The 26,042-nt window shown below is 72.3% G+C and carries 25 protein-coding genes and 1 tRNA gene; 10 read left to right on the top strand and 16 right to left on the bottom strand.

What is annotated here, in order from left to right:
• Window positions 1-16: 16 nt before the first annotated feature.
• The 3 genes from AW27_RS19890 to AW27_RS19880 are packed head-to-tail and all read right to left on the bottom strand — an operon-like array spanning window position 17 to window position 3,482.
• Entirely contained in the window at window positions 17-901 is an 885-nt protein-coding gene (locus AW27_RS19890) for an SDR family oxidoreductase (protein WP_037925140.1), read from the bottom strand.
• Window positions 898-1,833: an alpha/beta fold hydrolase gene (locus tag AW27_RS19885; protein ID WP_037925138.1), complete on the bottom strand. Its 936-nt coding sequence runs from the start codon at window positions 1,831-1,833 to the stop codon at window positions 898-900. The genes AW27_RS19890 and AW27_RS19885 overlap by 4 nt, the downstream gene beginning before the upstream one ends.
• Window positions 1,830-3,482, bottom strand: a complete 1,653-nt coding sequence (locus AW27_RS19880; RefSeq protein ID WP_236647750.1) for a flavin-containing monooxygenase — start codon at window positions 3,480-3,482, stop codon at window positions 1,830-1,832. Before AW27_RS19880 ends, AW27_RS19885 begins: the two co-directional genes overlap by 4 nt.
• Window positions 3,483-3,648: 166 nt before the next feature.
• On the opposite strand from AW27_RS19880, the gene AW27_RS19875 reads away from it, so the two are divergent.
• Window positions 3,649-4,332, top strand: a complete 684-nt coding sequence (locus tag AW27_RS19875; protein ID WP_037925136.1) for a MerR family transcriptional regulator — start codon at window positions 3,649-3,651, stop codon at window positions 4,330-4,332.
• Here AW27_RS19875 and AW27_RS19870 read toward each other — a convergent pair.
• Window positions 4,314-5,117: an exodeoxyribonuclease III gene (locus AW27_RS19870; protein ID WP_037925134.1), complete on the bottom strand. Its 804-nt coding sequence runs from the start codon at window positions 5,115-5,117 to the stop codon at window positions 4,314-4,316. The genes AW27_RS19875 and AW27_RS19870 overlap by 19 nt on opposite strands.
• A gap of 38 nt (window positions 5,118-5,155) precedes the next feature.
• Between AW27_RS19870 and AW27_RS19865 the strand changes: the two genes are divergently transcribed.
• On the top strand, window positions 5,156-5,662 hold the full coding sequence (locus tag AW27_RS19865) for a GNAT family N-acetyltransferase (protein ID WP_106967633.1): 507 nt from the start codon (window positions 5,156-5,158) through the stop codon (window positions 5,660-5,662).
• A gap of 12 nt (window positions 5,663-5,674) precedes the next feature.
• On the opposite strand, the gene AW27_RS19860 is transcribed toward AW27_RS19865, so the two are convergent.
• The 9 genes from AW27_RS19860 to galU all read right to left on the bottom strand — a co-directional run bounded on the left by AW27_RS19860 (window position 5,675) and on the right by galU (window position 14,138).
• Entirely contained in the window at window positions 5,675-7,033 is a 1,359-nt protein-coding gene (locus AW27_RS19860; RefSeq protein ID WP_037925132.1) for a CoA transferase, read from the bottom strand.
• A 213-nt stretch (window positions 7,034-7,246) separates the two neighbouring features.
• Window positions 7,247-8,059, bottom strand: a complete 813-nt coding sequence (locus AW27_RS19855; RefSeq protein WP_037925129.1) for a DUF4253 domain-containing protein — start codon at window positions 8,057-8,059, stop codon at window positions 7,247-7,249.
• A gap of 604 nt (window positions 8,060-8,663) precedes the next feature.
• A tRNA-Ala gene (locus AW27_RS19850) sits at window positions 8,664-8,737 on the bottom strand.
• A 78-nt stretch (window positions 8,738-8,815) separates the two neighbouring features.
• Window positions 8,816-9,865 (bottom strand): divisome protein SepX/GlpR, encoded by a 1,050-nt coding sequence (gene sepX, locus AW27_RS19845; RefSeq protein WP_037925125.1) that lies wholly within the window; start codon window positions 9,863-9,865, stop codon window positions 8,816-8,818.
• A 187-nt stretch (window positions 9,866-10,052) separates the two neighbouring features.
• The gene (locus tag AW27_RS19840; protein ID WP_037925119.1) at window positions 10,053-10,661 is read right to left on the bottom strand and encodes a GNAT family N-acetyltransferase; all 609 of its coding nucleotides are present in this window, start codon (window positions 10,659-10,661) and stop codon (window positions 10,053-10,055) included.
• A gap of 17 nt (window positions 10,662-10,678) precedes the next feature.
• Window positions 10,679-11,182: a MogA/MoaB family molybdenum cofactor biosynthesis protein gene (locus AW27_RS19835; RefSeq protein WP_037925517.1), complete on the bottom strand. Its 504-nt coding sequence runs from the start codon at window positions 11,180-11,182 to the stop codon at window positions 10,679-10,681.
• A 77-nt stretch (window positions 11,183-11,259) separates the two neighbouring features.
• Window positions 11,260-11,739 carry a cyclic pyranopterin monophosphate synthase MoaC gene (moaC, locus tag AW27_RS19830; protein WP_037925117.1) on the bottom strand — a complete coding sequence of 160 codons (480 nt, stop codon included), beginning with the start codon at window positions 11,737-11,739 and terminating at the stop codon, window positions 11,260-11,262.
• A 121-nt stretch (window positions 11,740-11,860) separates the two neighbouring features.
• Entirely contained in the window at window positions 11,861-13,231 is a 1,371-nt protein-coding gene (gene glp, locus AW27_RS19825; protein WP_052031117.1) for a molybdotransferase-like divisome protein Glp, read from the bottom strand.
• Between the two features lie 4 nt (window positions 13,232-13,235).
• A complete protein-coding gene (gene galU, locus AW27_RS19820) occupies window positions 13,236-14,138 on the bottom strand; it encodes a UTP--glucose-1-phosphate uridylyltransferase GalU (protein WP_037925115.1) in 903 nt (300 codons plus the stop codon).
• Between the two features lie 91 nt (window positions 14,139-14,229).
• On the opposite strand from galU, the gene AW27_RS19815 reads away from it, so the two are divergent.
• Window positions 14,230-14,844, top strand: a complete 615-nt coding sequence (locus AW27_RS19815; RefSeq protein WP_037925113.1) for a 5-formyltetrahydrofolate cyclo-ligase — start codon at window positions 14,230-14,232, stop codon at window positions 14,842-14,844.
• A 6-nt stretch (window positions 14,845-14,850) separates the two neighbouring features.
• Here the strand turns inward: AW27_RS19815 and AW27_RS19810 are convergent, their stop codons facing one another.
• Entirely contained in the window at window positions 14,851-17,709 is a 2,859-nt protein-coding gene (locus tag AW27_RS19810; protein ID WP_037925111.1) for a penicillin acylase family protein, read from the bottom strand.
• 241 nt (window positions 17,710-17,950) lie between these two features.
• Between AW27_RS19810 and AW27_RS19805 the strand changes: the two genes are divergently transcribed.
• The 7 genes from AW27_RS19805 (at window position 17,951) to mscL (ending at window position 24,718) form a co-directional block, all read left to right on the top strand.
• A complete protein-coding gene (locus tag AW27_RS19805) occupies window positions 17,951-19,522 on the top strand; it encodes a potassium/proton antiporter (RefSeq protein WP_236647762.1) in 1,572 nt (523 codons plus the stop codon).
• Window positions 19,523-19,968: 446 nt separating this feature from the next.
• The gene (locus tag AW27_RS19800; protein WP_037925106.1) at window positions 19,969-21,387 is read left to right on the top strand and encodes an MFS transporter; all 1,419 of its coding nucleotides are present in this window, start codon (window positions 19,969-19,971) and stop codon (window positions 21,385-21,387) included.
• A 67-nt stretch (window positions 21,388-21,454) separates the two neighbouring features.
• Complete coding sequence (locus AW27_RS19795; RefSeq protein WP_037925103.1) at window positions 21,455-21,772, top strand: FmdB family zinc ribbon protein; 318 nt, start codon at window positions 21,455-21,457, stop codon at window positions 21,770-21,772.
• 75 nt (window positions 21,773-21,847) lie between these two features.
• Window positions 21,848-22,681, top strand: a complete 834-nt coding sequence (locus AW27_RS19790) for an S-methyl-5'-thioadenosine phosphorylase (RefSeq protein WP_037925101.1) — start codon at window positions 21,848-21,850, stop codon at window positions 22,679-22,681.
• Between the two features lie 83 nt (window positions 22,682-22,764).
• A complete protein-coding gene (locus tag AW27_RS19785) occupies window positions 22,765-23,322 on the top strand; it encodes a carboxymuconolactone decarboxylase family protein (RefSeq protein ID WP_037925093.1) in 558 nt (185 codons plus the stop codon).
• 181 nt (window positions 23,323-23,503) lie between these two features.
• Window positions 23,504-24,097, top strand: a complete 594-nt coding sequence (locus AW27_RS19780; RefSeq protein WP_078556817.1) for a hypothetical protein — start codon at window positions 23,504-23,506, stop codon at window positions 24,095-24,097.
• Window positions 24,098-24,220: 123 nt separating this feature from the next.
• The gene (mscL, locus tag AW27_RS19775; RefSeq protein WP_037925088.1) at window positions 24,221-24,718 is read left to right on the top strand and encodes a large conductance mechanosensitive channel protein MscL; all 498 of its coding nucleotides are present in this window, start codon (window positions 24,221-24,223) and stop codon (window positions 24,716-24,718) included.
• A 31-nt stretch (window positions 24,719-24,749) separates the two neighbouring features.
• On the opposite strand, the gene AW27_RS19770 is transcribed toward mscL, so the two are convergent.
• Together AW27_RS19770 and AW27_RS19765 are read right to left on the bottom strand one after the other, a co-directional pair.
• A complete protein-coding gene (locus AW27_RS19770) occupies window positions 24,750-24,962 on the bottom strand; it encodes a hypothetical protein (protein WP_037925512.1) in 213 nt (70 codons plus the stop codon).
• 163 nt (window positions 24,963-25,125) lie between these two features.
• Entirely contained in the window at window positions 25,126-25,872 is a 747-nt protein-coding gene (locus tag AW27_RS19765; RefSeq protein ID WP_037925510.1) for a helix-turn-helix domain-containing protein, read from the bottom strand.
• Window positions 25,873-26,042 lie beyond the last annotated feature (170 nt).

Raw genomic sequence — 26,042 nt, 5'->3', positions numbered from 1 at the left:
CCGGGGGTCATCCCGGTCAACGGCTCTGCGCGCGCTCCTGCTCGTCCGCGGCGCCGCCCGCCCCGACCAGGCCCCTGGAGACGCCGGACAGCCGGGGCTCGAAGCGCTTCATCTCGCGCTGCCCGACGGTCGCGATGATCCCGGGCAGGTAGCCGCGCACCCCCTGCATCCCGCGCAGCCACCACTGCGCGTACACGTGCGGCGAGCGCCGCTCGATGCCCGCGACGATCCGGTCGACGGCGGGACCCAGCGGGTAGGTGCGGTTGGACGGCCACGGCAGCCGCTGGCGCAGCTCCCGCATGACCTCGTCCCGGTCGGCGCCGCGCACCATGTCCGTGTCGGTCCAGGAGAGGTAGCCGACCCCCACCCCCACGCCCTTGTGGCCGACTTCGGCACGCAGGCAGTGGGCGAACGCCTCGACGCCGGACTTGGAGGCGCAGTAGGCGGTCATCATCGGCGCCGGGGTGATGGCGGCGAGCGAGGCGATCTGCAGGAAGTAGCCGCGGCTGTCCGTCAGCGCGGGCAAGAAGGCCCGGGCGGTGACGGCCCCGCCGATCAGGTTGACCTCGATCACCCGGCGCCAGGCGTCGGGGTCGGAGTCGGCGAACGGGCCGCCCGCGGCGACGCCCGCGTTGGCGACGACGACGTCGACCTTCCCGAAGCGCTCCGCGACCTCCTGCGCGACGCGCGCCATCGCCTCGTGGTCGGTGACGTCGGCGTACCAGTGCGCGCTGTCGGTGTGCAGGCGCTCGGAGACCTCCTTGAGGGCCTCCGGCTCCAGGCCGACGAGCGCGATCCGCGCGCCGCGGGCCGACAGTTTGCGGGCGAGCAGCTCGCCGACCCCTCGGGCGGCCCCGGTGACGACGGCGACCCGGCCTTCCAGACTCCTGCGAGCACTCACGGTGTCTTCTCCTTCTCGGTGGTGTCGAGATCGTCGAGATAGCGCGCGGACAGCTCGCGCAGGACGTGGGTGACGGCTTCGGGGGCCTCGACCGGGGTCATGTGCCCCATGCCGGTGAGCACGGTGAGGCCCACGCAGTGGGGCAGCGCCGCAGCGAGCCCGCGGGCGTGGACGACCGGAGTGAGCCGGTCGTCGCTGCCGCCGATCACGGCGGTGGGGACGGTCAGCCGTGCCACGTCGGCGTCCAGATCCAGCCCGGCCAGTACCCGGGACCAGGCGTGCCGCACCCCGGTGGGGCAGGCGTGGACGATACGGGCACACGCCTCGACCCGGTCGGGAGCGGAACCGGGTCCCATGGTGGCGTACTTGAGGACCGTGCGGGCGACCGGCGTGACGGGCCCGAGCGGGGCGCGCGATCCGAGGACCGCGCCGGTGATGCGCGTCCGCACGCGCCCGGGGCGCCCCGGCAGCACCGTGGCCCGCTCGACCAGTCCGGAGCTACCGGTACTGCACAGCAGTGCGGCCGCGGCGTGCTCGGCGAACTCCGGCCGGGCCGCGGCCGCCATGATCGTCATGCCGCCCATGGAGTGCCCCGCGACGACCGCGCGCTCCCCCGGGGCGAGGGTGGCGGCGAGCACCGCCACGAGGTCGTCGGCGAGCGCGGTGGTGCTGTGCTCCCGGGCGGCGGGGCTGCGCCCGTGTCCGCGCTGGTCGTAGGCGATGACCCGGTGGGTGGCGGCCAGGGCCCGTATCTGCGCGGCCCAGAACGCCGTGGAGCAGGTCCAGCCGTGGGCCAGCACCACGGCCGGCGCCCCCTCGTCCCCGTGCACCTCGACGTGCAGGCGGGCCCCGTCGGCGGAGACGGCGACGAGTTCGCGGCGGGCGGCGGGCGGGGCGTAGGGACCGGAGGTGACGTGCGCCGGCCGGCTCACGCGGCGCCCTCCGCCTGCGCGGCGAGCGGTGCGGAGGCTGACGCGGCGTCAGCGGCGGGCGCGGTGGAGGTGGGGGGCGCGATAGCGGTGGCGGGCGCGGTAGCGGTGGCCGGGGGCGCCGCCGCGACCCGATCGCGCTCCCGTACCCGGACGACCTCGTACTCCCCCAGGTCGACGCTGCGCGTCTCGCGACGGAACTCACCGGTCGTGCCCGGCCACACCGTCGTGTTGCGCCCGTTCGCATCGAGGTACCAGCTGGTGCAGCCGCCGGTGTTCCAGACCGTCCGCTCCATCCGGGTCTGCACCTGCCGGTTCCATTGGTTCACGGCCGAGGGGCGCGCGGCGAGGGCGACCCTGCCTCCCAGCACGCCCAACTGCCGCAGGTAGTCGGCCATGTAGTTCAGCTGGGACTCGATCATGAGGATCATCGAGCTGTTCCCGAGCCCGGTGTTCGGTCCGATGATCGTCATCCAGTTCGGGAAGCCGGCCGCCGTCGCCCCGCGCAGCGACTGCATCCCGTCCTTCCAGTGCTCGGCCAGGGTCCTGCCGTCCGCACCCACCACCCGGTCGGCGATCGGCATGTCCGTGACGTGGAAACCCGTACCGAAGACGATCGCGTCGGCCTCGGTCTCGGTCCCGTCGGCCGCGACCAGGACCGAGCCCCGGACCTCCTTCAGACCGGAGGCGACCAGGTCCACATGGGGCTGGGCCAGCGCGGGGTAGTACTCGCTGGAGAGCAGGATCCGCTTGCAGCCGATCCGGTAGGACGGCGTCAGCTTGGCGCGCAGCTGCGGGTCCTTGATCGACCGGGCGATGTTCGCCTTCGCGAGCGCCTCGACGAGTCCGAGCCGGTTCGGCCGCTTGGTGAAGGCGCTGACCTGGAGTTCCCGGATGCCCCACAGCAGCCCCCGGCGGGCGGCGCGGGTGAAGGGCAGCTGCCGGTGCAGCCAGCGTTCCACGGCCGAGATCGCCCGGTCGGTACGCGGCATCACCCACGGCGGAGTGCGCTGGAAGAGCGTCAGGCGCTCCACCTCGGGGGCGATGGCCGGCACGATCTGGATCGCGGAGGCTCCCGTGCCGATCATGGCGACGCGCTTGCCGGCGAGGTCGTAGTCGTGGTCCCAGCGCGCGGAGTGGAAGACCTTGCCGGGGAACCCGGCGAGTCCCGGCACCTCCGGCAGCTTCGGCTCCGACAGCGGCCCGGTCGCCGAGACCACCACGTCGGCGGTCAGCTCGCCCCGTGCGGTCTCGATCTCCCAGTGCAGCTCGTCCGCGTCCCAGCGCATCATCAGGACCTCGGAGTCGAGCCGGATGTGCCGGCGCAGGCCGAAGGTGTCCGCGACGTGCTCCAGGTACGCGCGGATGGCGGGCTGCCCGGAGAAGGTCCGCGGCCAGTCCGGGTTCGGCGCGAAGGAGAAGGAGTACAGGTGGGACGGGACGTCGCAGGCGCATCCCGGATAGCTGTTGTCCCGCCAGGTTCCCCCGACCGAGTCCGCCCGTTCCAGTACGACGAAGTCCGTGATCCCCTCGCGCCGCAGCCGTACGGCGGCCCCGAGTCCGCCGAACCCGGACCCGATCACCGCCACCCGTACGTGCTCGCGCCCCTCGCGCCCGCCCTTGCCGCCCATGCCCGCCGCCTTCCGCCTCATCCGCAGTTCCAGCCACGCAACGCCGCAACGCACCACATCATCGAAACACTGCCAGCAATCACTGGCACAATCGGGAGGGTAGAGCAGCTCCGTACTCATGGGTAGGGGGCGGACCCGGAAAGTTACCGTTGGTACGCCATAGGCTGCGTCCGTGGCGAAGGATGAGATGCAAGCGAAGCCGGTGCGCGAGTACCGCACCGAGGAACTGGCCGCGGCGGCCGGCATCCCGGTGCGCACCCTGCGCTTCTACCGGGAGCGCAAACTGCTGCCACCGCCCCGCCGCGAGGGCCGCATCGCCTGGTACGACGACCACCACCTCGCCCGGCTGCGCACCATCGCCGGCCTGCTGGAGCGCGGCCACACCCTCGGCGGCATCGCCGAGCTGACCGCCGCCTTCGAAAGCGGCCGTGACGCCGGCCAGCTGGGTGAGCTGCTCGGCATCGGCTGGTCGGAGGAGACCCCGGTCCGGCTCACCCCGGAGGAACTGGCCGACTACTTCGAGGGCGAGGTCACCCCGGAGAACCTGGCGGCCTCCCTCGAACTCGGCTACCTCGCCGTCGACGGCGACACCATCGTGCACGTCAGCCGCCGCCTGCTGGACGTCTCCTCGGCGCTGGTCCGCGAGGGGGTGCCGCTGGCCGCCGTCCTGGAGACGGGGCGCCGGGTCCGCGAACACGCGGACGCCATGGCGCTGCTGTTCGCCGGGCTGATCTCGGACCACATCGCGCCCGAGGCGCTCACCCGGCTGCGCCCGCTCGCCACGAGCGTGGTCGAGGCCGAGCTGACGATGGCGATGGACCGCCTGCTGGCGTCCACCGCCCCGCCCTCCGATCAGACGCCGAGCTCGTAGACGACGGTCACGGGCGCGTGGTCGGACCAGCGCTCCGGGTGCGTCTCGGCCCGCTCGACGAAGGCCTTCACGGCCTTCGCGGCCAGCCCCGGGGTCGCCACCTGGAGGTCGATGCGCCAGCCGGCGTCGTTGTCGAAGGCGCGGCCCCGGTAGGACCACCAGGAGTACGGGCCCTCGGTGCCGGGGTGCAGCGCGCGCACCACGTCGACGTAGCCGGCCTCCGAGTAGACCGTGCCCAGCCAGGCGCGCTCCTCGGGGAGGAAACCGGCGCTCTTGCGGTTGGTCTTCCAGTTCTTGAGGTCGGCCTCCTGGTGGCAGATGTTCCAGTCGCCGCAGACCACGACCTCGCGCCCGTCGGCTGCGGCCCGGACCTTCAGCTCGGCGAGGTAGGCCAGGAACTCCCCCATGAAGCGGTACTTCTCGTCCTGCTTCTCCGTGCCCGCCTCGCCGGAGGGCAGGTAGAGGCTGGCCACGGTCACACCGGGCAGGTCGATCTCCAGGTACCGGCCGGAGGTGTCGAACTCCTCGCTCCCGAACCCGACCCGCACCCGCTCCGGCGCACGCCGCGTGTACAGCGCGACCCCGGCCCGCCCCTTGGCGGCGGCCGGCGCGAAGACGGTGTGCCAGCCCTCGGGCGAGTGGATCTCGGCCGGGATCTGCCCCTCCTCGGCCCGTACCTCCTGCAGGCAGACCACGTCGGCGTCGGATCCCGCGAGCCACGCCCCGAACCCCTTCTTGGCGGCGGCCCGGATCCCATTCACATTCACGGAGGTCACAGTGAGCATCCCTGCACCATAGCGGGAGGGTTCCGTACGATGTTCGGATGTCTCATGGGATCGACCTCCGCACCGTGCCGTACGACCACCCGGACGCGGTCAAGCTCGACGACCGGGTGCAGCTCGAATACCAGGAGCGCTACCAGGGCGAGGGCGACGCCACCTTCATGGACCCGGCGATGTTCGCCCCGCCGAGGGGCCTGTACATCGTGGCGTACGACACGACCGGCGCCCCGGTGGCGACCGGGGGCTGGCGCAGCCAGGAGCAGAACGACGAGGGCTACTCGGACGGCGACGCCGAACTCAAGCGGATGTACGTCGTCCCGGAGGCCCGCGGCCTCGGCCTGGCCCGCCGCATCCTCGCGGCCCTGGAGGCGGACGCCCGCGCGGCCGGACGCCGGCGGATGGTCCTCGAAACGGGCGACCGCCAGCCGGAGGCGATCGCCCTCTACCTCTCCGAGGGCTACACCCCCTCGCCGAAGTTCGGCTTCTACCGCTTCCACGAGTCCAGCCGCTGCATGGCCAAGCCGCTCCAGCAGCCGGCCCGCACCTGAGGCGCCGCCGCCCTACCGCGGGAGCCAGGCGGCCCGGTCCGTCCCCCAGCGGGACGGGCCCGCGGCCCACTCCCCGAAGGGGCTGGCCGCGTGCCGCAGCACCCCGTACCCCGACCCGGTCTCCCGCAGCCACGGCTCGGCCGCGTACTGCGGCGCCCCCGCACCGTCCCGCGCCCGGGCCCCGGCCAGCCCCCTGACCAGCCACGAAGCCGTCCCGGCCAGGGAGAACCGCATCCCCCGCCCGCCGCCCCCGGCCAGCGCCCGCAGCACCCCGGCCGCCATCAGATATCCGGTCCCGTGGTCCAGCGCCTGCGCCGGCAGCACCCCGGGGGTCCCGTCCGGGCCCGCGCACGTGGCGGCGATCCCGTAGCCGGCCTGCACCAGCGAGTCGAAGCCCCGCCGCCCGGCCCACGGCTCCGGCGCCCGCCACCCCCAAGCGCACAGCTCGGCCACCACCAGCCCCGGCCGCCGCTCCAGCAGGTCCCGCGCCCCGAGCCCGTAGCGCTCCAGCGCCCCCGGCCGGTACCCGGTCACCACCACATCGGCCCCGGCCAGCAGGTCCTCGAAGGCCGACCGGTCGGCGGCCCGCGCCAGGTCCAGCAGCGCCGACCGCTTGCCGAAGCCGGTGTCCGCGTACGCGTCGTCCGCCTCCGGCAGCCCCGGTGCGTCGATCCGCAGCACGTCCGCGCCCAGCAGGCCGAGCGTGCGCGTGGCGACGGGCCCGGCGATGACCCGCGTCAGGTCCAGCACCCGGACCCCGGCGGCGGGCCGGCCCGCAGGAGCCCCGCCGAGCGCCCGCCCCCGAGCCGCCGCGGCGCCCACGACCTCCACCAGCGGCTGCGGATCCCCGTAGCGCGACGCCACGGCGACGGCGAGACCGCCGGCCCCGTACACGGCCTCCTGCACCCCGACGGCCGTCCGTCCGGCCACTGCGGCGCGCAGTGCCTCCGGCGTCGCGGAGGGCAGCCCCAGCGCCCGTACGAGCGCGGCCTCGTGGTGGGGGTAGTTGGCGTGCGTACGGACCCAGCCGTCCGCGGCCCGCCAGAAGCCGGACAGCGGAGCGAACGTCACCGTGGGCCGGCCGGCGACCCGCAGATGGCGTTCGCTGACGAAGGCGGTGGCCACCGCGGCCTCGTGGACCGTGGCAGGCCCGACGTCCCCCGCCGCCCCCGCGGCCCGCACCGCGGCCAGCTCCGCCGCCGCCAGCCCGCAGACCGCGACGGTGGCACGCGCCAACTCACGCACCGGCAGCGGCCCTTCCCCAAGGTTGCCGGCTCCCTCGAACCGGACCCGGTCCACCCGTTCCGCTGCGCCGCCGAGGGCCTGCCAGGCCTGGGCCGTCGCGCCGTCCCGTTCACAACCGATCGTCATGGACGTATCTTCGCCCCGAAGTCGGCCGGAAGTAGCCGTACCCCTCGCACAACACCGTGCTCCTGCACCGCCTTTCGGCGGAACGGGATCCCGCGACAATCGCTGAGAGCTACTCGGGAACCGGCGTCCGCGGGACGTTCACGAGCGCCCCCGATCGAGCGTGCGGGACGCCCTCGGCCGCCTGCGGCAGAACTTCCCCTCTCGCACGTCCGATCAGTCCCAGTGGTGGATCCAGGTGCGCCGCCCGAGGAGTTCGCGGGCGGCGTACGCCTCCAGCGTGCCGTGTGGATTCCGGTCGAGGTCGTCAGGACAGAAGGCGGCGTGCTCCGCGGCCACGGCCACCGCCTCCTCCAGCGTGGTGGGCGGCGCGGCGACCGAGAGGACGAGCCGGTTCGCGGTGAGCGCCACGACCCGGGTGCCGAAGCGCTCGTCCCAACTGCGCAGGACGGCGCTGAGGACACCGGCGTCGTCCTCGTGATGCAGCGCGCCGGACCAGCCGACGGCCGCGGGTATGTCGGCGTTGCATTCGGCGGACACCAGGGCGAGGCGCGGCTCTGCCAACCAGGAGTCGTCACCCGACAGGACATCGGCCAATTGGGCTGCCTGCACCTCGGGATCGACGTCGGACGACACCGCCCCGGCGAGTCCCGGCCACGGCGCGCCGAAACGGGCCACCGCTCCCCCGGACTTCTCGCGGAGCTCCGACCAGTGGTAGGACAGCATCTCGTCGGCGCCCAGGTCCTCCGGATAGGACAGGTTTCCGCACATCAGGTCCCACCCCTCCGGGTCTCCCGACGGGCCGCCGACGTCCACCAGCACCGGCACGAGGTCCGCCGCTCGGCGCGCGGCGGACTGTGCGGACCACTGCCCGGGCACGGCACGCGCATCGGCCAGCCACATCAGCGGATACGGCCAGGGTCCTTGGTAGGTCTCGTTCAGCAGCCTCCCCGAGGGAAGGTCGAGCCCGAGCGCCCGCCGGCCCGCGTCATCCGCGAGCCGGGGCAGGTTGTTCGTCTCCGTCACCATGCGAAGACAGTAGGGGAGAGATCCGACAACGCTCCCGACGGCCGGACCCGCCACCTCACACGGCCGGCTCCCGCACCCGGAAGGCCGGCCCTCCACACGACCGCCTGACGCCTCGGAACGGGCTCTCGGGATGGCCGCGCCCAGGAAAGGCCCCCGCCCGTGATGCGGACACCGCCTCGACAGACCCGGGTGCTCAGGAATGGGAGAGCACGACCACGTCGTAACGCGCCACGACAGGAACGGGCCGGGCGGGCAGCTCCGCCGGGGCATCGGTGGCCGAGCCGTGAAGGCCCTCGTCGCACCGCTCGGCGGTGAGCCAGGTGAGCTGCGACTGCGGCCGGGGGGCATCCGCGCGGGGCAGTCGCGCGGACGGACGGCAACCGGATGGCTGAACGACGTGGTCTCCCGCACGGCGAAACCGGCCGCCGCGAAGTCAGTGATCACTGCTCGCTCGCCGGAGCAACGCAGAAGAAGACGCTGCCCCCGGTGGGCCATCGGCGCCCATTCCGCCCGGCAGGCCCGGAAACGCCGAGATCCCGCCCCGCCTTTCGGCGGAACGGGATCTCGTGACGATTCCTGAGAGCTACTCAAGAACTGTCGTCTGTGGACCTGTGGGGATTTGAACCCCAGACCCCCTCGATGCGAACGAGGTGCGCTACCAGACTGCGCCACAGGCCCTTGCGACGTGTGAAACATTAGCACCCCTGCGCCGGTGCTCCAAAACGCGTTCTCGCGAGGGTCCGCGCAGGTCACCGATCACTCGTTCGCGGCGCGCGGGCGGCCCTCGCTCTCGTACTGGTCGAACAGCGGGGTGCGGCCACGGCCCTGGCCGCGGGGGCGCTGGGCGGTCCGCTCCTGCGCGTCGCCCTCGGCGGGCGCCGGGGCGGGTACCGCCGGCTGGGCGCGCAGGCGCGGCTCGGTCGGCTCGGCCGTGCTGGAGCGGGTCGCGCTCCAGGCGTCCGGGGTCACGGGACCGGTGGCCCGGGGGGCGACCGGGGCCGTCACGTACGTCGGCAGCGGGACCGGGACCGGCTCCCAGCTGTCGCCGCGGGCGGGGCCGCGTTCACGCTCGCGCTGCTGGTCCACCCACTCGGCGTGGTCGGTCTGCTCGACCAGCGCGCGCCGTCCGGCCTCCTGGGGGGAGACCGGTGGAGCGGGGTCCGGTTCGCCCGCCGCGTCGGCGCCCTCCTCGGGGTGGCGACGGCGCGGGCGGTCCTCGCGCAGCTGCCGCGCGGCCGCCTCGGCACGCCGCCGGTCCATGGTGAAGGCGTAGCGCCGCCGTTCCTGGACCCGCAGGTGGCCGATGTACGCGCTCAGCAGAAGGGCGGGCACGGCGGGGGCCCACAGGTAGCGCAGGCCGCCCACCGCCGCGACGACGGCGCCCGCGGTGAAGACCAGGAAGAGGAGTGCGGTGGTGCGCCGGCGGCGCGCGAGGACCCGGAGGCGCTTCTCGCGCCGGGCACGCTCCGCCCGCTGCTCCCGCTCGGCGGCTGCGGCGCGCGGCTCCGCCCTGGTCGGGGACACGCCGAGGGCCCGGGCGTCGGCGTCGACGGAATCGACCGTCTCCGTCGCGGCGTCCGGGTCCGCGTGGGGCTGGGGCTCCGCCTCTTCGTCACCGCGCTCACGCAGTCCCTTGGCGTAACGGCGCTCCATTCCCGCCCGGCCGGAAAGCAGCCGAATGGCAGTGGAGAAGCGTTCCGTCGGACGGGCCTCGTTCAGCTCGTCCTGCCTCCGGAGCCACATGGGCACCAAGTAGGCGGCCCAGGCCCCGACAATGACTGCGTAGATGAGGCCGCTGCTGCTCACACCTCACACCGTAGAGGGGCGCGGGCGAGGGGATCGGCCAATTGGACCGGCGTGTCGCGCGATCTCGCTGATATCACGGACTTTTTTTGTGATTCTTCGGATCAGGTTATGGGCGAATCGGTTACCTCGGGCCATTAATTCGAACAGATATTCGTTTATCGCGGGCGGCGGCTTCCGCCGTACCTCCCTATTTCGGCGGGGACTGCGAGTGGCGCGCCCGGTGCCAGCGGCGCAGCAGACCCTCCGGCACCTCCTCCGCGGTGATCGCGTACACGAGGTGGTCGCGCCAGGCCCCGTCGATGTGGAGGTACCGCGGGCGCAGCCCCTCCTCGCGCAGCCCCAGCTTCTCCACGACTCGCCGGCTCGGCCCGTTCTCGGGGCGGATGCACACCTCGATCCGGTGCAGGCCGACCTTCCGGAAGCAGTGGTCGACCGCCATCGCGACCGCCGTCGGCATCACGCCGCGGCCGGCCACGTCGCGGTCCACCCAGTAGCCGATGTGCGCCGCGCACATCGAGCCCCAGGTGATCCCGGCGACCGTCAACTGGCCCACCAGCCGCCCCTGGTACTCGATGACGAAGGGCAGCATCCGGCCCGCGTTCGCCTCCGCCCGCAGGTGGCGGACCATCTGGCGGTACGTGGGCCGCTGGATCACCGGCCCCCACGGCGCCGGCGGCGGGATCGTGGCCTCCCACGGCCGCAGCCAGTCGCGGTTGCGCTGGTTGACCTCGCGCCAGTCCTTCTGGTCGCGCAGTCGTATCGGCCGGAGCGTGACGTCGCCGTCGGTCAGGACCACCGGCCAGGTGGGGCCGTTCAGCTCGCGCTCCCGGTGGGTCCCGCAGGTCTGGGGTGGTCCCCGCCCCGGATCTGGTCCACCGCGTGCGGCAGGATGCGGGACAGGACCGCCAGGCCGTCACGCACCCCGCCCGTGGAACCGGGCAGGTTGACGATCAGGGTGCGCCCGGCGACACCGGCCAGGCCCCGGGACAGGGCCGCGGTCGGCACCTTCGCCAGGCCCTCGGCGCGGATGGCCTGGGGGATGCCGGGGACTTCGTAGTCCAGCACCCGCGCGGTGGCGTCCGGGGTGCGGTCGGTCGGCGAGATCCCGGTGCCACCCGTGGTCAGGATCACGTCGTACGCGGCGGACACGCCCTCGCGCAGCGCCTGTTCGACGGGATCGCCGTCCGGGACGACCCGGGGGCCGTCCACCCTGAAGCCGAGCTTCTCCAGCGCCTCCGCGAGCAGCGGGCCGCCCCGGTCGGCGTACACGCCCTGCGAGGCCCGATTGGAGGCGGTGACGACGAGCGCCCTGCCCAGGGACCCGTCCGGGGCCGCACCGGTCTCCGGCTCGCCCGCCGCGTGGTGGCTGTGCACCTCCCCGCCGCGCGGGGCGTTCACGAGCGCACCCAGTCGCCGGACTTGCCGCCGGTCTTCTCCTCCACCCGGACGTCCGTGATGACCGCGCCCTTGTCGACGGCCTTCACCATGTCGATCACGGTGAGTCCGGCGACCGCGACGGCGGTCAGCGCCTCCATCTCGACGCCCGTGCGGTCGGTCGTCCTGACGGTGGCGAGGATCTCCACGGCGTCGTCGGCGACCGACAGGTCGACCTTCACGCCCGAGACGGCCAGGGGGTGGCACAGCGGGATCAGGTCCGGGGTCTTCTTCGCTCCCATGATCCCCGCGATGCGCGCCGTGGCGAGGGCGTCCCCCTTGGGCACGCCCTCGCCGCGCAGCAGCTCGATCACCCGGGGGGAGACGAGTACGCGCCCGCTGGCGCGCGCCGTCCGGGTGGTGACGTCCTTGGCGGAGACGTCGACCATCCGGGCCGCGCCGGCCTCGTCGATGTGGGTGAGCCTGCTCTCGGTACTCATTGCTGTGCCGCTCCGCTCTGGGCCCCGCGGGCCTGTGTGGTGCGACACACGCTACCCGCACGGGCCGCCGGAGGGGCGGGCCGGGGGAACGGTCCGGGCGGGCGGGAACGGACGCCCCGGCTCAGCCGAGCAGGATCACTTCCAGCTCGGTGCCGGGCTCCACCGAGGTGACGTCCTCCGGTACGACCATCAGGGAGTCGGCGTGCGCCAGTGCGGCGATCAGGTGGGACCCGGATCCACCGACGGGGCTGACCGTGCCGCTCCCGGCGTCGTACTTACCGCGCAGGAACTGGCGGCGGCCGGCCGGGGAGCCGAGCGCCTTGTCGGCCCTCAGCACGGCCCGCACGCTCGGCCGCCGGACCTCGGACTCCGGCAGCCCCATGAGGGCGCGGATCGCCGGGCGCACGAACAGTTCGAAGGAGACGTAGGAGGAGACGGGGTTCCCGGGCAGTGCCAGCAGCGGGGTGTGGTCCGGGCCGATCGTGCCGAAGCCCTGCGGCTTGCCGGGCTGCATGGCGAGCTTGCGGAAGTCGATCCGGGTCGCGTCCACGTCGGCGTCGTCCTCGCCCGGGCCGGACAGGCCGGGCGCGGCGGGCGAGCCGGCCGGGGAGAGCGCCTCCTTGACCACGTCGTAGGCGCCGACGCTGACGCCGCCTGTGGTGACCAGCAGGTCGGCCCGGATGAGCTGGTCCTCGATGGTGGAGCGCAGGGTGTCCGCGTCGTCCGCGACGGCCCCCACCCGGTAGGCGATGGCTCCGGCGTCCCGCGCGGCCGCCGCCAGCGCAAAGCTGTTGGAGTCGTAGATCGTGCCGGCGGCGAGCGGCTCGCCGGGCTGGACCAGCTCGCTGCCGGTGGACAGGACCACCACCCGCGGGCGGGGGCGCACCCGGACGGTGCCGCGTCCGATGGCGGCCAGCAGGGCGATCTGGGGCGGGCCGAGGACCGTTCCGGCGGCGAGGGCGAGGTCGCCCGCCTGGACGTCGCTGCCGCGGGCGCGGACGTGTGCCCGCGGCTCGGCGGCGCGGTGCACGCGCACCTCTCCGGCCGACCGCTCGGGGGCGGAGCTGGCCGGGGTCATCCCGGCGGCGGCCCCGCCTCCGGTGCCGCCGTCGGTCCACTCCACCGGCACGACGGCTTCCGCGCCGGGTGGCATCGGGGCGCCGGTCATGATCCTGGCGGCCTCACCGGGGCCCACGGTGGGCAGCTCACCGCTGCCCGCCGCGACGTCCCCGATCACCGTCAGCACCGCGGGGAACTCCTCGCTGGCGCCCTGGACGTCGGCCGTGCGGACGGCGTAGCCGTCCATGGAGCTGTTGTCGAAGGGCGGGAGGGCGACGGGCACGGTGACGTCCTCGACCAGGACACAGCCCTGGGCGTCCGGCAGCTGGAGCTCGATCGGCTCCAGCGGCCGGACGGCCCCGAGGACGTCCGCGAGGTGCTCGTCCACGGACCACAGACGGTGGCCGGTGTCCTGCGGTGCGGAACTGCTCAAGGTGCTACATCTCCTCCGTGACGTAACGGTGAAGCCAGGTGCGGAACTCGGGGCCCAGGTCCTCGCGCTCGCACGCGAGGCGGACGATGGCCCGCAGGTAGTCGCCGCGGTCCCCGGTGTCGTAGCGACGGCCCCGGAAGACCACGCCGTGCACCGGGCCGCCCACGCTCTCGTCGGCGGCCAGCTTCTGCAGGGCGTCGGTGAGCTGGATCTCCCCACCGCGGCCCGGCTCGGTCTCCCGCAGTATGTCGAAGATCGCGGGGTTGAGGACGTAGCGTCCGATCACCGCGTAGTTGCTGGGGGCGTCCTGGGGTTCCGGCTTCTCGACGAGGCCGGTGATGCGGACCACGTCCTTCTCGTCGGTGGCCTCGACGGCGGCGCAGCCGTAGAGGTGGACGTTGGCCGGGTCGACCTCCATCAGGGCGATGACGGTGCCGCCGGTGCGGGCGTGGATGTCGGCCATCTGGCGCAGCAGGGGGTCGCGCGGGTCGATGAGGTCGTCGCCGAGGAGGACGGCGAAGGGCTCGCGGCCGACGTGCGGCTCGGCGCACAGCACCGCGTGGCCGAGGCCCCGCGGGTCGCCCTGGCGGACGTAGTGCATGGTCGCGAGGTCGCTGGACTCCTGGACCTTCTTCAGCCGGTCGTCGTCGCCCTTGGCGGTGAGGGCCGACTCCAGCTCGTAGTTGCGGTCGAAGTGGTCCTCCAGGGCACGCTTGTTACGCCCTGTGATCATGAGGACGTCGTCGAGCCCGGCCGCGACGGCCTCCTCGACCACGTACTGGATGGCCGGCTTGTCCACAACCGGGAGCATTTCCTTCGGGGTCGCCTTGGTCGCCGGGAGGAAGCGGGTACCGAGGCCAGCGGCCGGAATGACGGCCTTCTTGATCACGGGGTGCAACATAGTCATGGCCAGAACGATAGTGGGTCCTGTCGAACACCCGACGAGGTCACGGCAGACAGATCCATTTATGCCCTGATGCGAAGGACAGCTGATTCCCGTGGCAGAGACCCCGCCCACCACGTCCGCCAAGTCCGAGCTGCGCCGGGAACTCCTCGCGGCCCGTCGCGCCTTGACCCCCGAAGCCCGCCGCACGGCGGCCGCGGCGCTGGCCGTCACCGCCCTCCGACTGCCCGAACTGGCCACTGCGCGCACGGTGGCGGCGTACGTCTCGGTCGGCGGCGAGCCGGGCACCCGCGCACTCCTCGATGCCCTGCGCGCGGCCGGCAAGCGGGTACTGCTCCCCCTCCTGCTGCCCGACAACGACCTCGACTGGGCGGCGTACGAGGGTCCCGGCGGCCTCGCCGAGGCCGCCCACCCGGGAAAGATGCGGCTGCTGGAGCCCTCCGGCCCGGCGCTCGGACCGGACGCGGTGACGGAGGCCGACGCGGTGCTGCTGCCCGGGCTCGCGGTGGACGGGCGCGGTATGCGGCTCGGCCGCGGCGGGGGCAGCTACGACCGGGTACTGGGGCGGCTGGAGCGCGCCGGGGCGCATCCGGCGCTGGTCGTGCTCCTCTACGACGACGAGGTGGTCGCGCGGGTCCCGGAGGAACCGCACGACCACCCCGTCCAGGCGGTGGCCACCCCGTCGGGGGTGCGCCGCTTCAGCCCGTGACCCGGCTCACGACCCGGCCGGCCGCAGGGTCAGGGTGTCGACCGTGGCCTTGTCGACGGCCTCCTTGCCGAAGGGCCACTCCAGCAGCTCGCCCGTGGCCCACATCTGCGTCTGGTCCGTGTAGTGCGAGTTGTACGCGTGGCCCGAGGCGCCCGTGAGGTTGATCCAGCGGGACTTGTCGAGGTCGCTGAGGTTGACGACCATCCGCATCGACGGCACCCAGGTGATCCCGTAGCCACTGGAGGCGTTCCAGCCGGTGGCGTTGACGGTCGCCTCGCCGCCGCCCACGTTCCACGGGCCGCGGTTGAGGAGCCACTGCAGGAAGCCGGGGCCCTCGGTGCCGATCGTCTGGTTCTTCAGGTTGAGCTGGTGCAGTCGGCCCCAGCTCCAGGTGGACTGGTCCTTGCCGAGCTTGGCGGTGAGCTCCCAGCGGGCGTCCGCCATGGCCCGGGCGAACAGCTCGTCACGGGTGGTGGTGGCCGGCTTGTTCAGGCCCTTGGCGGGGACGCTCCACCACGGCGACTTCTCGTCCTTGACCAGGCGGCGGACCACCTCGAACCAGCGGTCGCCGCCGTCGGGCTGCGCCGAGCCTGCGTCGCGGGTTCCGCATTCGCGGACGGTCTTGGCGAGGTCGTCGGCCGGGCCGGTGCCGTTGCCCAGGACGTTCATGCAGCTGCCCTCGATCCGCAGCTCCTTGGGCATCTTGTCGCCGAAGGCCAGCTTGAGGACGTTGCGCCAGACCGCGTTGAAGTAGGCGGCGGCCGCCGAGTCGGACTCCTGGGTGTAGTTCCAGCCGTCCAGCAGCTTCTGCGCGGCGCGCACGCCCGGGTCCGACACCTCGATCTTCGCCAGCATCGGGGTCAGCAGCGCGGCGATCTCGCTGCTGTTGTCCATCTGCATGGTGCGCATGTCGTCGGTCGAGATCTTCCCGCCATCCTTGATCTTCGCCTCGATGAGGTCGTTGATCCGCTGGCTGCGGGCGCCGTAGCCCCAGTCGGTGGTCAGCAGGTGCGGGTACTTGCCCGCGCCGGTCCCGTTCTCCGCGACGGCCTGGTTGGCGGTGACGATGTAGCCGCGCGCGGGGTTCTGGTCCCAGGGCAGCTCGTTCTGCGGGATGTAGCCGGTGTTGCCGTCCCGGCCGCCCTTCCAGGCGTACTTGGAGTCCCAGCCCGGGGCGGGCATCCGGCCGTCGCCCTGGCCGCGCAGCGGGATGCGGCCGGGGGCCTGGTAGCCGATGTTGCCGTTGGCGCCCTTGTTGTCGGCGTAGATCAGGTTCTGGGAGGGGACGTCGAAGTCGGCGGCCGCCTTGCGGAAGTCGTCGAAGTTCTTGGCCTGGTTGAGCTTGAAGACCGCGTCCATCGTCCTGCCCGGGTCCAGCGCGGTCCAGCGCAGGGCGATGGCGTAGCCGTCGCCGCGGTCGGGGGCGGAGCTGTCGACCGGGGCGCGGGTGCCCACCGTGGCGAGCTCCTCGCTACGGTCCGAGACGAGCGGACCGTTGTTGGTGGTGCGGACGGTGATCTTCTTGCTGCTGCCGCCCGCGATCTTGATCACCTCTTCGCGGGAGGTGAAGGGGAGCACCCGGTTGTCGTAGACGTAGCCCTCGGGCTTGATCTGTTCGAGGTAGAGGTCGGTGACGTCGGCGCCGAGGTTGGTCATGCCCCAGGCGATGTCGGTGTTGTGGCCGATGACCACTCCGGGCATCCCGGAGAAGGTGTAGCCGGCCACGTCGTACTTGCACTCGGCCGAGACGGCACGGCAGTGCAGGCCCATTTGGTACCAGACCGAGGGCAGTTGCGGCGACAGGTGCGGGTCGTTGGCGAGCAGCGGCTTGCCGGTGGTCGTGTACTTGCCCGAGATGACCCAGGAGTTCGAGCCGATGCCGCTGCCGTTGGGGCCGAGGATGGCCGGAACCTTCTCCAGGGTGTCGGCGAGGGCGCTCAGCTGGGTGCGCAGGCCCACGGTGGCGCCCTGGGCGGTGGCGTTGCCGGCGAGGCCGGTGGCCTCACCGGCGGCCGGGGCGGTGGAGGCCCGGTTGGCGACGGCACCGCCGGAACCGGAACCACCGCCGGAGCCGCTGCCCGAGCCCGAGTTTCCGGTCTGGCCCTGGGGGGTGTACTTGCCGCCGTCGACCTTGCCGCCCTCGACGACCGGCTTGTTCCGGTCGAACGGATAGGGCGGGTAGAGCTCGGCGATCTGCTCCTGCGAGAGCTTGCTCGCCATCAGCGACCGGTCGATCTCGTCCTGCATGTTGCCGCGCAGGTCCCAGGCCATCGCCTTGAGCCAGGCCACCGAGTCCACCGGCGACCACTGCTCGGGCTGGTAGCCGTCGCTGAGCTTGAGGGCCGCGTGCTCGACGGACAGGGTCTTGCCGGACTTGCCCTTCAGGTACGCGTTGACCCCGTCGGCGTAGGACTGCAGGTTCTTCTTCGTCTCGGCGGAGAGCTTGGTGTCGTACTCCTCCTGCGCGACCTGGCGCCAGCCCAGGGTGCGCAGGAAGGCGTCGGTCTCGACCTGGCCGGCGCCGAACATCTCCGACAGCCGCCCCGCGGTCATGTGGCGGCGTACGTCCATCTCCCAGAAGCGGTCCTGCGCGTGCACGAAGCCCTGCGCGCGGAAGAGGTCGTCGTCGCTGTCCGCGTAGAGCTGGGGAATGCCGTTGGCATCGCGCTTCACCTCGACCGTCCCCTTCAGGCCGGGCACGTCGAGGGAGCCGGTCGTCTGGGGGAAGGAGGCGCGCACGCTGTCCACGCTCCAGTACGCCCCGTAGCCGAGGCCCGCGACGAGTCCCAGGACCAGTACGAGCACGATCAGACGGGCGCGTCGTCCCTTCTTCTTGGTGGGAGGAGCGGTTTCGTTGGCGGGCATCGCTGTCCTTAGAGGGGCAGGGTGGTCCTGGGAGTGCTGGGAGCAACCATAGGCGCAGGACCGACTCCGTTGATCCGCCAGGGGTGGAGGCTGTGTGGAGGGCATGGGGCGCAGGGCGGCCCGGGAGGCGGCCCTGAATGGATCTTCCATGGGTCCCGCGGTCCCGAGGACAGCGGAGAACAGCCGTTTCACAATGTGGTTATCGCGTAAAGGGCGCGTCAAAGATTAGGTAAGGTAACGAATTACTTGCCGAACTTGCCGCCGGGAGGACCGATCCGCCGGGCGCATTGAGGAGGGCCGCCCGCTGACTGTCCACACGCTCAATGAGCTTCTGCTGGTCTGCTCGCTCGTACTGCTCGTCGCCGTGGCCGCCGTGCGGGTCTCGTCGCGCAGCGGCCTGCCCAGCCTGCTCATCTACCTCGGCATAGGCGTCGCCATAGGCCAGGACGGCATCGGGAACGTCGTCTTCGACAATGCCGAGCTGACACAGGTCATCGGCTACGCCGCCCTCGTCGTGATCCTCGCCGAGGGCGGTCTGGGCACCAAGTGGAAAGAGATCAAGCCGGCCCTGCCGGCCGCGATCATGCTCTCCCTGGTGGGTGTGGCGATCAGTGTGAGCGTGACGGCGGCGGGGGCGCACTACCTCGTCGGACTCGAATGGCGCCAGGCGCTGCTGATCGGGGCGGTGGTCTCCTCGACCGACGCGGCGGCCGTCTTCTCCGTGCTGCGCAAGGTGCCCCTGCCGTCCCGGATCACGGGCGTCCTGGAGGCCGAGTCCGGCTTCAACGACGCACCCGTCGTGATCCTCGTGGTCGCGCTCTCCACGGTGGGCCCGGCGGACGCGTGGTACGTCCTGCTCGGCAAGATCGCCCTGGAGCTCGCGATCGGCGCCACGATCGGTCTGGCCGTGGGCTTCCTCGGCGCCTACGCACTGCGGCACGTGGCTCTGCCCGCATCCGGCCTCTACCCGATCGCCGTGATGGCCATCGCGATCGTGGCGTACGCGGCCGGCGCGATGGCGCACGGGTCCGGCTTCCTCGCCGTGTACCTGGCGGCGGTCGTCCTGGGCAACGCCAAGCTCCCGCACTGGCCCGCCACGCGCGGCTTCGCCGACGGGCTCGGCTGGATCGCCCAGATCGGCATGTTCGTGCTGCTGGGCCTGCTCGTCACGCCGCACGAGCTGGTCCGCGACTTCTGGCCCGCGGTCATCATCGGCCTGGTGCTGACGACGGTGGCGCGGCCCCTGGAGGTCTTCGTCAGCCTGCTGCCCTTCCGCATCCCGTGGCAGGAGCAGGTCCTGATGTCGTGGGCGGGCCTGCGCGGCGCCGTGCCCATCATCCTGGCGACCATCCCCATGGTGTCCGGGATCGAGGGCAGCGACCGCGTCTTCAACATCGTCTTCGTACTGGTCGTCGTCTACACCCTGGTGCAGGGGCCGACCCTGCCCTGGCTGGCGCGCAAGCTGGACCTCGGGCGGGGCATGGAGACCGCGTCCGACCTCGGCATCGAGTCGGCGCCGCTGGAGAAGCTGCGCGGACACCTGCTGTCCTTCGCCATCCCGCCGGCCTCACGGATGCACGGCGTCGAGGTCAGCGAACTGAGGCTGCCGCCCGGAGCATCGGTCACGCTGGTCGTGCGGGACGCCAGGAGCTTCGTACCGGCGCCGTCCACCGTGCTGCGGCGGGGTGACGAGCTGCTGGTGGTGGCCACGGACCCGGTCCGGGACGCCGCAGAGGCACGGCTGCGGGCGGTGGCCCGGGGCGGGAAGCTGGCGGGCTGGCTCGGGACCGGAAACGGATCCGGCTCCCCCTAGGACCGGTCCGGCGGATCGCGGCCAGGGCCGTCGGGCGGATCGCGGCCGGGCGACCCCGATCCGCCGGACCGGCCCCGGAGCAGCGTTCTCATCCGGGCGCATTCGGGGAGATCCGACGGCCTTTGTCAGCATATGCGAGGTCCTTCATCTGCGAAGTTCCCGCCAATCGCAGGTGAAGACACGGATTGTCGGGGCAATCACAGGGCGTGATACCGGCGTCCCCTGTACGATGAAGGCACAACAGATCGAACCAACTCTGCCTGACGCAGAGCTGGCGCGACCGCAAAGCGGCCGTGGCTCCCTCCCGCAAGGGGCGCCCAGGTATCACTCGGTTCTGCGCAAGAGGACAGCTCTCGGGGCTCCCAACACGTACGGGTGCGACCGCTCACAAAGCACGGCACCGTCCGCAGACGGGGAGTTCTACCAGGCAGCGGAAAGGCAAGGCCGTGACATCCGCGGTCACGACCGACACGTCCGCCCGCCCCGGATACGGACAGCTCCTGCGCACACCTGGCGCCCTGGGCTTCGTCCTCCCCGGCTTCGCAGCCCGGCTCCCCTTCGGCATGCTGACCATCAGCATCCTGCTGCTGGTGCAGCACACCACCGGTTCTTACGGCAGCGCCGGCATCGTCGCCGCCGTCACCGGCATCTCGATGGCCCTCTCCGCCCCGCTGATGGGCATCTTCACCGACCGGTTCGGCCAGAGCGCCGTACTGGTGCCGGTGGTCCTCGCGCACGCCGCCGCCGTGAGCGGCCTGACGGCCCTGGCGCTGGCCGGCGCCCCCGTCTGGGCGCTGGCGCTGGCCGCCGTACCCGCCGGCGCCTCCGTACCGCAGGTCGGACCGATGGTCCGGGCGCGCTGGGCCGCCAGGCTGGAGGGCTCGCCGCTGCTCCCGACGGCCGCCGCCTTCGAATCCGTCACCGACGAGTTCACCTTCGTCGTCGGCCCGGTCCTGGCGACCGCCCTGTGCACCGGCGTCCACCCGGCGGCCGGTCTGGCCACCGAGGCCACCCTGACGCTGCTCGGCGGCCTGCTCTTCGCGGCCCGCCGCGCCTCCCAGCCCAGCACGCACACCCCGTCGACCACCGGCGGGAAGCGCGCCTTCGCGCTGTCCTACCCGGGCCTGCGCGTGCTGATCTTCGCCTTCCTCGGGATCGGCGCCGTCTTCGGCGGCATGCAGGTCTCGCTCGCCGCCTTCTCCAACGAGATCGGCAACCCCGGCGCCAACGGCCTGCTCTACGGCGTCTTCGCCGCCGGCAACATGACCGCCGGCATCGCCATGGGCGTCATCGCCTGGAAGATCGGCCCGCGCCGCCGACTGATCCTGGGGTACGTCGGCCTCACCGCCGCCGCGTCCGTGCTGTGGGCCGCGCACTCGGTCATCCTGCTGGGCGCGCTCGGCCTGGTGGTGGGCCTGTTCATCGCCCCGGCCCTGATCACCGGCTACACGATGGTCGAGCAGCTGGTTCCGGCGAACGCCCGGACCGAGGCCTTCACCTGGCTGACCGGTTCGATCGCCTTCGGGCAGGCCATCGCGGTCATCCTGGCCGGCCGCCTGACCGACGCGCACGGATCCTCGTCCGGCTTCATGGTGCCGATGGCGGCCACCGCCCTGGCGCTGGCCACCCTGCTGACGCTGCGCGCCAAGCTGGCCCCGAAGGCTCCGAGCCGGATCGTGAACGCGTCCGCGCCCGGTGCCGAGGCGGGGTCCGGTACCGAGGCCGCGTCCGGCAGCGGGACCGCGGCCCGTGCCGAGGTCCCGGGCCGCGCCGAGATCGGCGCTGCGGCCGGCCCGTCTGCGGCGCCCCGTATCCGGGTGAACGAGCGTGGGATGGGTCACCGCGTGCCGGTGACGGTGGACTGATCCGCCGGAATACGTCACCATGGAGCGTCGTTAGCACTCATTGAGTCAGAGTGCCAGGAGGAAATTCGTGCCGACCTACCAGTACCAGTGCACCGAGTGCGGTGAGGGCCTTGAGGCCGTGCAGAAGTTCACCGATGACGCGCTGACCGTGTGCCCGAACTGCGACGGACGCCTGAAGAAGGTGTTCTCCGCGGTCGGCATCGTCTTCAAGGGCTCCGGTTTCTACCGGAACGACAGCCGTGGCGCCTCGTCGAGCAGCACCCCTGCCTCGAAGCCCGCGTCGAGCACGTCGCCGTCCTCGACGTCGACCGCCGCCGCCGCTCCCGCCGCTTCGTCCTCCTCGACGTCGTCGAGCACGAGCAGCAGCTCCACGTCGGCCGCCTGACCCGCTCCTTCCCGAGGCCCCGCACGCCCCCACCGGGCTGCGGGGCCTCCGGCGTGCCCGGTTAGGGTGAGCGGCATGGTGAACGCAGAGATCGGTGTCATCGGCGGCTCGGGCTTCTACTCCTTCCTGGAGGACGTCTCCGAGATCCAGGTGGAGACCCCGTACGGGCCTCCCAGCGACTCCCTGTACATGGGCGAGCTCGCCGGCCGCGCGGTGGCCTTCCTGCCCCGGCACGGGCGCAGCCACACGGTCCCGCCACACAAGATCAACTACCGGGCGAACCTCTGGGCCCTGCGCTCGGTCGGCGTCCGCCAGGTGCTCGGCCCGTGCGCCGTCGGCGGCCTGCGGCCCGAGTACGGGCCGGGCACGCTGCTCGTGCCCGACCAGCTGGTCGACCGTACGCAGAGCCGCGTGCAGACCTTCTTCGACGGGGTGGCACTGCCGGACGGATCCGTTCCGAACGTCGTGCACACCACCTTCGCCGACCCGTACTGTCCGGTGGGCCGTTCCGTGGCGGTGGCCGCGGCCCGCGGCCGGGACTGGGAGCCGGTGGACGGCGGCACCATGGTCGTCGTCGAAGGGCCGCGCTTCTCGACGCGTGCGGAGTCCCGCTGGTACGCCTCGGCGGGCTGGTCGGTGATCGGCATGACGGGGCACCCGGAGGCGATCCTCGCCCGTGAGCTGGGGCTCTGCTACACCTCGATGGCTCTGGTGACGGACCTGGACGCGGGTGCCGAGACCGGTGAGGGCGTGTCCCACACGGAGGTGCTCAAGGTGTTCGGCGAGAACGTCGGCCGCCTGCGCGAGGTCCTCTTCGACGCGGTGGCGGCGCTGCCGGCCACGGCGACCCGCGACTGCCTGTGCACGCACGCGCTCGACGGCTGGGACCTGGGCATCGAGCTTCCGTAGTCCGCGCTGTCACATCCGGGGCGGCTGTCCGGTCTTCCTCCGTGAAGGCCCATTCGGACAGACCGCTCCGGGAGATGACAGTCATGCCGCGTATCTCGCTCACCCCGCCCCGCACCCTGCTGATGCGCGTCGGCGCCTGGTACTCGCGCCGCACCTACGGCAAGGTGCTCGACCCCGGACAGGCCTACGGGCACAACCCGCGCGTGCTGTTCACCTACGTCCGCCTGGAACAGCGGGCGGCCGGATGGAACGCGCTGGACGCCGGCCTGAAGCACCTCGCCGTGATGGCGTCGGCGGCCCGCATCAACTGCTCGTGGTGCATGGACTTCGGCTATTGGGAGGGCCACGAACTGGGGATGGCGCCGGAGAAGATCGAGCGGGTTCCGCAATGGCGGGAGGCCCGTGAGGTGTTCACCGAGCTGGAGCTGTTGGTCATGGAGTACGCCGAGGCCATGACCGAGACCGAGCCCACGGTCACCGACGAACTGGCCGCGGCGCTGATCGCACGGCTCGGGGAGGCGGCGTTCGTCGAACTGACGGCGGTGGTCGCGCTGGAGAACTGGCGCTCACGCGTCAACAGCGCCTTCGGTCTGACCAGCCAGGGTTTCTCGGAGTCCTGCCAGGTGCCGGCGAAGCGCTGAGGTCCACCCGCCGGCGAAGACGGTGTGGACGGGGGTTCGCCACTCGGTCGGGTGACAGGGTTTTCCACAGGCTGGGGACGGTCCACAGGTCCGAGCGGGATGCGGGCGCAGGCCGGATGGTGGAGTGTGTCCGGGCGGCGGGTCCGGGCACAGGAACTCACTCCGTCTGGTGGTGCTCGTCATGTCCCGTACCTCCGCGGCCTCTTCGGCCTCATCCACGACCTCCTGCCCGGCCACCCCTCCTCCCTCCGCTCCGCCCTCCGCTCCGGGCTTCTCCCCGGCATCGCCACGAGCCTCCTCCGCGTGTCCTCCGTCGCGTCCCGTCCCGCCGTTCCCGCCACTCCGTGTGGGGCGGGGCCCCGGGCGGCTGCGTCGGGCCCTGCGGCGCCGGCGGCGGGCCGCCTCGGCCTCCCTGGCCGTCGTGGCGGCAGCACTCGCCGTGGGAGGGACCGAGGCCCAGGCCTCCCGGGGCGAGCCGCCGTCCGAGGTGAAACCGCCGCCGACGGTGGTGCGGCTGGTCTCGGCGCCGGTGCGCATCGCGGACGGCGCGACGGTGCGGCTGCTGCGGCCCGGGGACCGGGTGGACGTGGTGGCGGCCGAGCGGGCGCAGCAACCCAGGGTGGTGGCGGCAGGGGCCAGGGTCGCCGAAGTACCCGATCCGGAACAGGGTGTTGGGGACGGCGGGGCGCTGGTCGTGCTGTCCGTACCGAGGGACACCGCGCGGGACCTGGTGGGCGCCGGCGCGACGGCGCGGCTGGCGGTGACGCTGTGCTGATCCGTACGCACGATCAGTCAATTCACCTCAAAGTGAAGACCGATTGGACAGACCTCGCCCGGACTGCCGTAGCTTTCGGAACCGTTGGCTCCGTGTTTGGCTTCCGCAGAGAAGGGCTCAGCGATGAGCGAGAACAAGAAGGAAAGCGTGCTGGCGGGCTTCAAGGCCTTCCTGATGCGCGGCAACGTGATCGACCTGGCGGTGGCCGTGGTGATCGGCGCCGCGTTCACGAACATCGTGAACTCCGTGGTCAAGGGGATCATCAGCCCCGTGGTGGGCGCGGTGGGCACGAAGAGCCTGGAAGGCTACAAGTCCTGTCTGAAGGCGCCGTGCGAAATCGGCCCCGACGGCCAGCCGACCGGTGTCGAGATCCTCTGGGGGTCGGTGCTCAACGCCACGCTGACCTTTGTGATCACCGCGGCGGTCGTGTACTTCCTGATGGTGCTGCCGATGTCGAAGTACCTGGCGCGCATGGAGGACCGCCGCAAGGCCCGCGAGGGGGCCCAGGAGATCGTCGAGATCACCGAGCTGGAGGTCCTCAAGGAGATCCGGGACACCCTGGTCGCGCAGCGCACGGGCGGCAGTGTCGGCGGCCAGGCGGGTTCGCGCAACGGATTCTGACCGCGCCGGCAGCACCGGCCGCCCCGTCCGGTCAGATGTGGTGCGGTGGCTTCTCGTCGAGGAAGCGGGCCAGATCGGCCGCGCTTCCTCCGGTGGGCGGCCGCTCGCCCCAGCCCCGGTCGGTGTCGTCCGACGACTGCTGGTCCAGCGGGTCGTCGAAGACGATCCGCGGCTTCGGCCGGGACTGCCGGGCCTCGGGGGCGGAGCGCGGGGGCTGCGGGTCGGGGTCGGGGGTGCTGCTCATGCCACCAGGGTACGGCCGCCCGTCGCCCTCGCCGGGCCTGCGGTTGCGCCGGCCGGGACCGGCCACATCGCCGGCGTCGCGCCACGGCCCGTCCTCGACGCCCCCGGCCTCGGCTCGCGTCCACGTTCCACGCGTTCACGCCGCCCGGTCACACCTCGCCCGGTCACACCTCGCCGTCGGCGCCGCCCGAGGGCTCCTCCCCCTTCACATGAAGGATGTCTCGGGCCTGCTCCGCGGCGCGGGCGAGGCTTTCGGCGACGAAGTCGAGGAAGCGGGCGACGTTCTCCAGGCGGACGGCGGCCGGGGTACCGGGGCCGAGGACACCGGCACCCTGCCGGGCGATGTCGACCTGCTGGTTGAGGGAGCGGACGCTTGTGACCATCGACTGGTACCAGAGGTTCTCGTCGATGACGTAGCGCTCCCGGCGGCCCTCGTCACGCTCCCGGCGGACGAGAGCCTGCCCCTCCAGGAAGGCGATCGACTTGGAGATGGACGCCGGACTGACCTGGAGGCGCCGGACGAGCTCGGCGGCGGTCATGCTGCCGGAATCGGCGGTGAGGAGACAGACCATCACCCGCGCGGTCATCTTGTTCGACAGGCCCGACTGCATCATCACCGTGGTGAACTGCTCTTCGTACGCAGCCACCGCTCCGGGATCGCGGCCGTGCGGCAGGATGACCGGATCCGCGCTCGGGGGGACGGCGGTGCGGCGCCGGCGGGCGCGGCGCTCGGTGGCACGGTGGGCCTGGTCCGCCCGATAGCCGGAGGGGCCGCCGTTGCGCATGACCTCGCGGGTGACCGTGGAGGTCGGACGGTCCAAGCGCCTGGCGATCTCGGCATAGGCGAGGCCGTCGGCCACCCCCAGGGCGATCTGCCGGCGCTCCTGCTGCGTAAGCCTGCCTCCCGGCATCGCGGCCTCCCTCTGCATCCCGTGGAGTCTCCACCCTAGCGTTCACCTCCACCTCATTGCAACGCAGCGCCACCCCCTTAGCTTTCACCTCGAAGCAGTTGCAACGAAATAGGGCCTCTGAGCTGCTTACATAGAGGCCGCATGCAATCACGTGATTGCCGAAACTACAA

The sequence above is a fragment of the Streptomyces sp. PCS3-D2 genome, from assembly GCF_000612545.2.
In the GTDB taxonomy this organism is placed as follows: domain Bacteria; phylum Actinomycetota; class Actinomycetes; order Streptomycetales; family Streptomycetaceae; genus Streptomyces.
This window is presented reverse-complemented; position numbering and strand designations above follow the sequence as displayed.